Genomic DNA, 9,349 nt, shown 5'->3' on the forward strand with positions numbered 1-9,349 from the left:
GGGGGGGGGGCCGGCCCCCCCCCCACCCCCCCCCCCCCCCCCCCCCGCCCCCCCCCCGCCCCCCCCCCCGGCCCGCACCCGCCGGGGGCCCCCCCCCCCCGGCCGCGGCCGCGCGGGCCGGCGCGCGGCAGGACCCGCCCCGGGCAGCGCTACGTACGCAGGCCCGCGAAGGCCGTCCGCACCACTGCCTCGGCCACCTCTTCGCTGGTCGCGGCCCCGCCGCGGGCCGGCCGGTACCACTCCACGATCGAGTTGATCATCCCGAAGAGCAGCCGGGTGGCGAGCCGTACGTCCACATCGGGGCGCAGGTCGCCGTCGGCCGCCGCCTGCTTGAGCAACTCGGCCACCTCGTGGTCGAACTCGCGCCGCCGCTCCATCGCCCACCGCTCGGTGTCGGTGTTGCCGCGCACCCGCAGCAGCAGCGTCACGTACGGCAACTCGGCCATCAGCACCTCGGCCGTGCGCCGGACCACGTACTGCAACCGGTCGATGGCCGGGCCCTGCCGCGCCTCGGGCTCCTGGAGGATGCCGAAGAGTCCGTCGAGCGCCCGGTTTATGGCACGCCGCAGCAGCTCTTCCTTGCCCTTGACGTGGTGGTAGATCGAGGACTTGGAAATGCCGGCAGCCTGCGAGAGGTGCTCCATGGACGTGCCGTCGTAGCCGCGCTCGTTGAACACCCCAACGGCGACCGCGAGCAGCGACTCGGGCGTGTAGGTGTCGCGCTTGGCCATGGTCATGATTACAGCAGGTTCCGGCGCGCCGCCGCACGGCGGACCAGCAGCGGAGCCGGTGCGTAGCGCCCGGTGGGGTAGGCGGCGTGCAGGTTCTCAAGGACGCCGAGCACCCAGTCGGCACCCAGCTCGTCGCCCCACTCCAGCGGGCCGCGCGGGTAGTTCACCCCCTTGCGCATCGCCGTGTCGATGTCGTGCGCGCCGGCGACTTCGCGCCCCAGCGCATCGGCCGCGAAGTCGACGAGCATCGCCACCGTGCGGGCCACAACCAGGCCCGGTATGTCGTCGATGACGCTGACATCCTTGCCCAGCGCCTGGAAGAGGCCGACCGCGCGGTCGAGCGAGCGGGGCGCCGCGCGATCGGCCGTGGCCAGGGCGATGCGGGTCGCGGTGCGGTAGTCCAGCGCCAGGTCGAAGCGGAGGGTGTCGTCGAACGGATCGGTCGATGCCGCCGATCCGTCGGTCAGCGCCAGCCGGGCGCCGCCGGGCAACTCGATGAAGCCCGCTCCGCCCTCCGCAGCCGGCTGCCGGGTGACCTCGATCCCGGCCTCGGCCATCAGCTCGGGCAGCGCGGCGGCCGGCCCGAGGTCGCCGTGCACGACGACCGACGCGGGCGCCAGTTGCGGCACGGCCGTCCGCGGCTCCGCTGCCGCACCGCCCGCGCCGCCCTCCCCGTAGTCGAACCAGCCGCGCCCCGTCTTCCGGCCGTGCAGCCCGGACTCGACCAGCCGCCGCTGGGCCAGCGACGGCGTGAACTTGGGGTCCTGGAAGAAGGACTGCCACACGGAGTGGGTGACGGCCTCGTTCACGTCCTGGCCGATCAGGTCCGTCAGCGCGAACGGCCCCATCCGGAAGCCACCGGACTCGCGCAGCACCGCATCGATCGTGGCGGGATCGGCCGCCCCCTCCTCGTAGCAGCGCAGCGCCTCCGCGTAGAAGGGACGGGCGATCCGGTTGACGATGAACCCCGGGGTGTCGGCGCAGCGCACCGGGGTCTTGCCCCAGCGGGCCACCGTGGCGTGGGCGAGGTCGACGGCGCCGGGGTCGGTGGCGAAGCCGCGCACCACCTCGACCAGCGGCAACAGCGGCGCCGGGTTGAAGAAGTGCAGGCCGAGCACGCGGCCGGGGCCCTCAAGCGCACCCGCCACCGCGGTCACCGACAGGGATGAGGTGTTGGTGGCGAGCAGGCAGTCGGCGCCCACGATCCGTTCGAGCTCGGTGAACAGCTCCTGCTTGACGGCGAGCTGCTCGACGACGGCTTCGATGACCAGGGCGGCGTCGGCCAGTTCGGACAGGTCAGCGGCGGGCAGCAGCCTGGCGCTTGCGTCGGCCCGCTGGTCGGCGGTGAGCTTGCCCTTGGCCACCAGTCGGTCGAGCCGGGCCCCGATGGCCTCGGCCGCCTGCGCCGCCCGGCCCGGCAGCGCGTCGTACAACCGCACCGGATGCCCGGCGACCAGCGCGACCTGCGCGATCCCCTGCCCCATGGTGCCGGTGCCGACGACGGCCACGGCCCGGTCCTGCGCAATGCCCGGCACGCCTATGGGCTCGGCGGCGGCGTCGGGTCCCAAGGCGGCGCGGGCCGTGCTCGTGGCTGCTCCGACTGCGGTGGTCATGTCGTTGATCCTCCCCGAAAATGGGTCCACGCGGTGGTTATCCACAGGCTCGAACCGGCCTCTTTCGATGTTTGTCCACAGGTTCGCGAAGCCCCCTTGTCCCGACCGATCGTTCGGTTAATCTAGCCCTGTTCCCCCGTCCCGCCCAGCTCGACGAGGAGTTGGTCCTTGATGACCACCGAGCTCACCGCAGCCCTGTTGATCGAGAAGCACCGCCCCACGCTCGACCAGGCGCTGGAGGCGATCGGCACCCGTGCGTACTGGTCACCGCACCCCGAGCACCCCAAGGCGTACGGCAGCACGGACGAGTCAGGGCGCAGCACCCTGAGCGCGGACGAAGGACAGGCGGCCTTCGACGCGCTGCGCGGCACCCGGTTCGAGCTGGGCCAGCCCGGGACCGACGACTGGGTCGGCGACGAGGTCTCTCCGTACGGCATCGAGCTCGGCGTGCTCTACCCGCACCCCAACGTCGACGTGCTGCTCCCCGCCCTGCGGGCGGCGATGCCGGCCTGGCGTGCGGCCGGGCCGCAGACCAGGGCCGTGGTCTGCCTGGAGATCCTGGACCGGATCAACGCCCGCACGCACGAGTTCGCCCACGCCGTCATGCACACCTCGGGCCAGGCGTTCATGATGGCGCTCCAGGCCGGCGGCCCGCACGCCCAGGACCGCGGTCTGGAAGCGGTCGCGTACGCGTACCGGGAGCAGGTCCGGGTGCCGGAGGCGGCGAGTTGGTCCAAGCCGCAGGGCAAGCGGGACCCGCTGAACCTGAACAAGGAGTTCACGGCCGTCGGGCGGGGCATCGCCCTGGTGATCGGCTGCAACACCTTCCCCACCTGGAACGGCTATCCGGGGCTGTTCGCATCGCTGGCCACCGGCAACCCGGTGCTGGTCAAGCCACATCCGCGGGCCGTGCTGCCGCTCGCCCTGACGGTGCAGGTCGCCCGTGAGGTGCTGGCCGAAGCGGGCTTCGACCCCAACCTGGTCGCGCTCGCCGCCGAGCGCACCGACGAGGGGCTGGCCAAGACGCTCGCCGTGCGCCCGGAGATCCGCGTGATCGACTACACCGGCTCGACGGCCTTCGGCGACTGGCTTGAGACCCACGCCCGCCAGGCCGTGGTCTACACCGAGAAGGCCGGGGTCAACACCGTCGTCGTCGACTCGACCGACAACTACAAGGGCATGCTGAGCAACCTCGCGTTCTCGCTCTCCCTCTACAGCGGCCAGATGTGCACCACCCCGCAGAACCTCCTCATCCCCCGGGACGGCATCCAGACCGATGCGGGCCCCAAGTCGTACGACGAGGTGGTCAGCGATCTCGCGGCGGCCGTCGACGGGCTGCTCAGCGATGACGCGCGAGCCAATGCGCTGCTGGGCGCGATCGTCAACCCGCAGGTCAAGGCACGTATCGAGGCGGCGGGCAGCCTCGGCGAGGTGGCGCTGGCCGCACGCGCGGTGAGCCACCCCGACTTCCCCGGGGCCACGGTGCGCACGCCGACGATCGTCAAGGCCGACGGCGCCCGCAAGACCTGGGACTCCCCGGAGGCCGACGCCGCGTTCCTGAGCGAGTGCTTCGGCCCGGTCTCCTTCGCGGTGGCGGTCGACTCCACGCCGGAGGCCGTGGAACTGCTCCGGCACACGATCCGCTCGCAGGGCGCCATGACCGTCGGCGCGTACACCACATCGGCCGAGGTGGAGCAGTTGGCCGAGGAAGCGTGCCTGGAGGAGTGCGCCCAGCTCTCGCTGAACCTCACCGGCGGGGTGTACGTGAACCAGACCGCGGCCTTCTCCGACTTCCACGGCTCGGGCGGCAACCCCGCGGCCAACGCCGCCCTGTGCGACGGCGCCTTCGTCGCCAACCGCTTCCGCATGATCGAGGTCCGCCGCCAGGCGTAGGGCTTCACACGGCGACAGCGACAGCGGGTTACGGATGCGGGTGCGGGTGTGGGTGCGCCCGCGGGTGCGGAACCTTCGGCAGCCCGCCGACCTGCCTCTGCTGGGGGCCGCCCCGGCAGAGGTGGGTGGCCCCTCAGCCACGGGGCGCACTGCCGCACCGTGCGGCTGCCGGTCCCATCCATCCACCGAGGCCCGTGGGCGACGCACATGACGAAGGTCGGCGGCCCCCCTTGGCCGGGGGCCGGCTACCGCGCCGTGGGTCGGGCGGTCGGGCGGTCGGGCGGTCAGGCGGTCAGGCGGTCAGGCGGTCAGGCGGTCAGGCGGTCAGGCGGTCAGGCCAGCATCCCCGGCTGATGCCCGGTCCACGGCCCGCGCCCGGATGCACCGCGCCGCCGCTCACCCACCACCCGGCGCCTCGGTGGTACGCGCCTCCGCGGTCCGGTACGCACCGCCGCGAGCCAGGCGTCCCGCCGCGCCCGACGCCCTGCTGCCCCCGGGCCCGGGCGCAGCACCGACGGCCTGGCCGCGTGCGCCCCACCGGCCACTCAGTCCGCAGCGGCCCGGGGTGTTACGGGCTCCTCCGTCGCAGCAGCCGGCCCGGCGTCATGCCGCGCCAGGGCCGTGCGCAGGGCCTGGACGAACACGCCGAGTTCGGGGTCGTCAGCCGCGTCGGCGAGCGCGGCGGACAAGGTGGTCTCGTACGTGCCCCGGGCCTCGGCGTGCCGGGCCCGCCCGGCGTCGGTGATCACGGTGTAGACGCCGCGCTTGTCGTCGTCACACAGGTCGCGGAAGGCGAAGCCGGCGCCGAACAACCGCCCGGCGAGCCGGGTCGTCGAGCTCTGGTTGAGCCCCACCTTGGCGGCGAGCTCCTGCATGCGCAGCCCGCTCGCGGTGGCCAGTGCCAGATGCCCGAGGGCGCGGTACTCGGACAGACCGAGGCCGTGCTGCCGCTGGAGCACGACCGAAAGCCGCTGTTCCACGCGCGCGTGCAGGGCGATGACGCCACCCCACAGCAGCTCGTCGTCCATCGCACCCTCCCCGCCTAGCAGGCCACTTGACACGAGGCTACCGGCCCGGACAGACTCGACAAAGAAGTTGCACGTACATGCAACTTGAAATCCCGATCTCGCCGACCCGCCCCTGCCAGCCGGCGCGCCCAGCCGCCAAGCCCTCCCGGGAGCACAGCCGTGGCCTGGATCTATCTGCTCGTCGCCGCCGTCTTCGAAGTGGTCTTCGCCCTCAGCGCCAACGCCACCGAGGGCTTCACGCAGCTTGGGCCCTCCCTGCTGACCGTGGCCGCGGCGACCGGCGGCGTGTTCTTCCTGAGCCTGGCGCTGAAGACGCTCGACGTGGGCGTCGGCTACACCATCTGGACCGGCCTCGGCTCACTCGGCGCGCTCGGCCTCGGCGCGGTGCTCTTCGACGAGGGGCTCGGCCTCGGCAAGGTGATCTCCTTCCTCGCCATCGTCGGCGGCGTCATCGGCCTCAAGCTCACCGAGGGGCCTGCGAACACCGACGCCCCGCCGCGGGCGACACCCCCGGCGGAACCGGGCCAGCCCATCGACGCCACCGGCTCACCGGCCCACTGAACCAAACGGCGAGGAGCCACCGACCATGGCCTGGACGTACCTGCTGATCGCCGCCGCGTTCGAGGTGGCCTTCGCGCTGAGCACCAACGCCTCCAAGGGCTTCACCCGGCTCTGGCCCTCGCTCACGGCCATCGGCACCACCATCGTCAGCGTGTACTTCCTCAGCCTCGCGCTGAAGACGCTCGACGTGGGCGTCGGCTACACCATCTGGACCGGCCTCGGCTCACTCGGCACCGTCACCTTCAGCGCGATCCTCTACAAGGAGCGCCTGACCACGCCCAAGGTGATCTCCTTCGTCGCCATCATCGGCGGCGTGGTCGGCCTCAAGCTCTCGGCCGGGGTCTGACCCGTACGATCCCCCACCGGCACCCGGCCGCCCGATCCGCCAACCCGGCTAACCGGCTAACCGGCGATGGTCGCGTGCACGCGCACCCAGGTGTGCATGGCGATGGCCGCCGCCGCACCCGCGTTGATCGACCGCGTCGAGCCGAACTGCGCGATCGAGCACACCATGGCCGCCCGGTCCCGCGCCTCCTGGGTCAGCCCCGGCCCCTCCTGCCCGAAGAGCAGCACACAGCGGCGCGGCAACTCCACCCGCTCCAGCGGCACCGCGCCCGGCAGGTTGTCGATGCCGATCACAGGCACCTGCTCGGCCGCCGCCCACGCCGTGAGGTCCGCGGTGTCCGGGTGGTGACGTATGTGCTGGTAGCGGTCGGTGACCATCGCGCCGCGGCGGTTCCACCTGCGGTTGCCGACAATGTGGATCTCCTTGGCCAGGAACGCATTGGCCGTACGCACCACGGAGCCGATGTTGAAGTCGTGGCTCCAGTTCTCCACCGCCACGTGGAAGTCGTGCCGCCGCCCATCGAGGTCGGCGACGATCGCGTCGTGCCGCCAGTAGCGGTACTCGTCCACCACATTGCGCCGGTCGCCGTGGGCCAGCAGCTCGGGGTCGTACTGATCGCCGGTGGGCCACGGCCGGGGGTGCGGACCGACCCCGACCTGCTGCTGGAAACCCTCGTCGTACTGGATCGGCTCGCCGCCGGTGGGCGGAGCGGGCTGGTCCACGGCGTGCGGGGTGGTCTGGCTGGTCACCCCACGAGGGTACGTTCTGCCGGCTGCGCGACGGAGGTCCCGGCCGGTACGGACGGACGACGCGGCAGCCGCCCGCGGGCCCGCCGCAGCGTGACACCGAGCCAGAGCAGGAAGCCCGTCGGCAGGAACACCGCGTCCGCGGCGATCATCGCCAGCGACAGGAACGGCAGCCCGAGAACGACGGCTATGCCGATGTGCTCCAGCATCATCACCCCGAGCAGGACGTTCTTGGCCCGCCGGTTGAGGAGGGCGAAGGGGAAGGCCACCTGGACGAAGACGGTCCCGTAACTGAGCAGCATGACCACCGTGCCGCTGTTGGCCAGCACACCGGTCAGCTCCGGCCACGGCGAGAAGTAGTCCAGGTGCAGCGGGTAGTGCACGGCCGTGCCGTCCTGCCAGCGGGTGCCCTGGATCTTGTACCAGCCGGCGGTGGCGTAGATCAGACAGACCTGCCCCATGATCACGACGAGCGCGGCGTTGTGCGTGAGGTTGGCGAGCGCGCCCATGACCGCCCGCGCCTCCCCCGGCGCGTACCGGCACACGGCCCACCACGCGCCGTGTATCGCCCACAGGCCCCAGAAGACCAGCGCCCACCCGCTGCTCAACTCGCCCAGCGCGGTGACCACGGCCAGCACGGTGCCGAGCAACGTCCACAGCACCACGCCCGTGCTGTCGCTGCCGAACAACCCCTCCTGCCCGTCAACGCCACCTGCGGCCGTCGCGACCTCACCCACCGCGGGCCGGGCCACCTGCCTCTGAGCCACCATCGCACCTGGCTGACCAGCGGTTTCCTGCGGCGCTTGGTCCTTCTTCCGCAGGGCAGCGGGCCAGCGGTCGAGGTCCACCCTGGCGCCCTGCGACTGCGCCGACGGAGCACCAGCCGGCGCAGCCGCGTACGGAGCACCGGGCGCCGGCCCCGTACCCGGCGCGGACCCCAGCGCGGGCCCCGGCGCCCGCGCGGCCCGAGCCGCCCGCCGGGCGTCCAGCGACCACACCTGGCCGCAACGGGTCAGCACCAGGTAGATCGCCATCAGGTGGATGATGTTGTCGCCGCCGTCGCCGACGAACACATTGCGGTTCTGGAGCGAGAGGACACCCACCATGAACAGCACGGACATGGTGCGGGTCCGCCAGCCGAGCAACAGCAACGCGCTGGAGACCACGGCCAGCAGATAGACGATCTCGAACCACGCCCGCCCGTCCGACCACATCAGCACCGTGAACGCGCCGCTCTGGTCGATCATCTGGCGCGCCATCTCCGGCGCCCACGGGCTGTCCGGCCCGTACAGCACCCCACGATGCGGCCACTCCCGCAGCAGGAACAGCAGCCAGGTGAAGGAGAACCCGATCCGCACGATGGCGGTCTGGTACGGCCCGAGCGCCGTACCCGTGATCTTGGCCTGGCCGCGGGTCACGGCCCGCTCAAGCCGGCCCATCAGGAGGCGGAGGCTCACTGGTCGTCCCCCTTCACCTGGTCGTTCTCTGGCCGAACCGCAGCCCGGGCCCGATCGTCAAGCTCCGGCCCGTCGTGCCCCGGCAGATCGTCACCGGTGATGGTCCACCACGGCAGCACCCGGTGGATCGGCTTCAGATCGATCTTCTCCTCGCTCCACGAAGGCGGCGCCACGGGCTCGGTGACGGCCCGCACCTGCACGCGCTCCACGACGCCCCCCGCATGCTCGGGCCCGAACCGGTGCGCCACCATGCGTCGTACGTACTGCTCAGAGAGCTGGCCGCGGAGGCCGACCGGCTGCTCCTTGGCATCGTGCGAACCGGCGTAGAACTCCCAGGCGCGGCGCAGTTGGTTCTGCTGCGCATGGCTGGGCAGCGGATTGTGGCGCACGGCCGCACCGTCCTGGGCCGTCAGATCGGTCCACCCGGTGACGGCCTTGCCGCCGTCGGGAGTCCGCACCTCGGCGCGCGCCTGCACGGCGATGTTCTGCTGAAGGGGATTGGGAGCGAAGAGTTTCCAGTTCTGTTCGAACTCCGGGTAGATGTACTCGCCGATGGTCTCGGTGTGCTTTCTGTTGACCGTATTGGACGGCGCCACATGCAGAAATGACATGCCCAGATGGACGGCGACCGCGACCACCGCAACCGCTATCGCCACCCCGAGGACGACCTGCCCGGGCAGCGAGAGCGCGCCCGGCGTCGTGTCGGGGGCGCCATCGGTGGGGGTGCTGCTGGCGGGGGCGCCACCGGCAGGGGTGCCCCCGGCGGAGGGACCACCTGCGGGGGGCCGGACAGCACCGGCCTGGTCAGCGGGGCCGCCGACCGGCGGCGGCCCCGGCCGCGGGGCCCGGAAGGGGCCCCCCCCCGCCGGCCGCCCCCCCCGCCCCCGGCGGGGGGGGGGCGGGGGGGGGGGGGCCCCACGGACGAGGCACCACGGGCTGCGAGCGAGGCGCCATGGACGAAGCACCACGGACAC

9 protein-coding genes are annotated in these 9,349 nt (G+C 72.4%); 3 read left to right on the forward strand and 6 right to left on the reverse strand.

The features are described from left to right. Positions 1 to 149: 149 nt before the first annotated feature. Both AAHZ94_RS21300 and AAHZ94_RS21305 read right to left on the reverse strand, forming a co-directional pair. On the reverse strand, positions 150 to 737 hold the full coding sequence (locus AAHZ94_RS21300) for a TetR/AcrR family transcriptional regulator (RefSeq protein WP_349994580.1): 588 nt from the start codon (positions 735 to 737) through the stop codon (positions 150 to 152). A gap of 2 nt (positions 738 to 739) precedes the next feature. Next, complete coding sequence (locus AAHZ94_RS21305) at positions 740 to 2,344, reverse strand: 3-hydroxyacyl-CoA dehydrogenase (protein ID WP_349994581.1); 1,605 nt, start codon at positions 2,342 to 2,344, stop codon at positions 740 to 742. A 171-nt stretch (positions 2,345 to 2,515) separates the two neighbouring features. On the opposite strand from AAHZ94_RS21305, the gene paaN reads away from it, so the two are divergent. Next, positions 2,516 to 4,237, forward strand: coding sequence for a phenylacetic acid degradation protein PaaN (gene paaN, locus AAHZ94_RS21310; RefSeq protein ID WP_349994582.1), 1,722 nt, complete (start codon positions 2,516 to 2,518; stop codon positions 4,235 to 4,237). Positions 4,238 to 4,782: 545 nt separating this feature from the next. Here the strand turns inward: paaN and AAHZ94_RS21315 are convergent. Next, positions 4,783 to 5,265: a MarR family winged helix-turn-helix transcriptional regulator gene (locus AAHZ94_RS21315; RefSeq protein ID WP_349994583.1), complete on the reverse strand. Its 483-nt coding sequence runs from the start codon at positions 5,263 to 5,265 to the stop codon at positions 4,783 to 4,785. Positions 5,266 to 5,424: 159 nt separating this feature from the next. Between AAHZ94_RS21315 and AAHZ94_RS21320 the strand changes: the two genes are divergently transcribed. Both AAHZ94_RS21320 and AAHZ94_RS21325 read left to right on the forward strand, forming a co-directional pair. Then, positions 5,425 to 5,826 (forward strand): DMT family transporter, encoded by a 402-nt coding sequence (locus AAHZ94_RS21320; RefSeq protein WP_349994584.1) that lies wholly within the window; start codon positions 5,425 to 5,427, stop codon positions 5,824 to 5,826. Between the two features lie 25 nt (positions 5,827 to 5,851). Continuing rightward, positions 5,852 to 6,172, forward strand: coding sequence for a DMT family transporter (locus AAHZ94_RS21325; protein ID WP_349994585.1), 321 nt, complete (start codon positions 5,852 to 5,854; stop codon positions 6,170 to 6,172). Positions 6,173 to 6,228: 56 nt separating this feature from the next. On the opposite strand, the gene AAHZ94_RS21330 is transcribed toward AAHZ94_RS21325, so the two are convergent. The 3 genes from AAHZ94_RS21330 to AAHZ94_RS21340 form a co-directional block, all read right to left on the reverse strand. Next, positions 6,229 to 6,921 (reverse strand): TrmH family RNA methyltransferase, encoded by a 693-nt coding sequence (locus tag AAHZ94_RS21330; protein WP_349994586.1) that lies wholly within the window; start codon positions 6,919 to 6,921, stop codon positions 6,229 to 6,231. After that, positions 6,918 to 8,357 (reverse strand): HTTM domain-containing protein, encoded by a 1,440-nt coding sequence (locus AAHZ94_RS21335; RefSeq protein WP_349994588.1) that lies wholly within the window; start codon positions 8,355 to 8,357, stop codon positions 6,918 to 6,920. The genes AAHZ94_RS21330 and AAHZ94_RS21335 overlap by 4 nt, the downstream gene beginning before the upstream one ends. A 14-nt stretch (positions 8,358 to 8,371) precedes the next feature. Further along, positions 8,372 to 9,349 (reverse strand): DUF5819 family protein (locus tag AAHZ94_RS21340; protein ID WP_349994587.1); only part of this gene is annotated, 978 nt, incomplete at its 5' end.

It is taken from the genome of Streptomyces sp. HSW2009, from assembly GCF_040240285.1.
Taxonomy (GTDB): Bacteria; Actinomycetota; Actinomycetes; order Streptomycetales; family Streptomycetaceae; genus Streptomyces.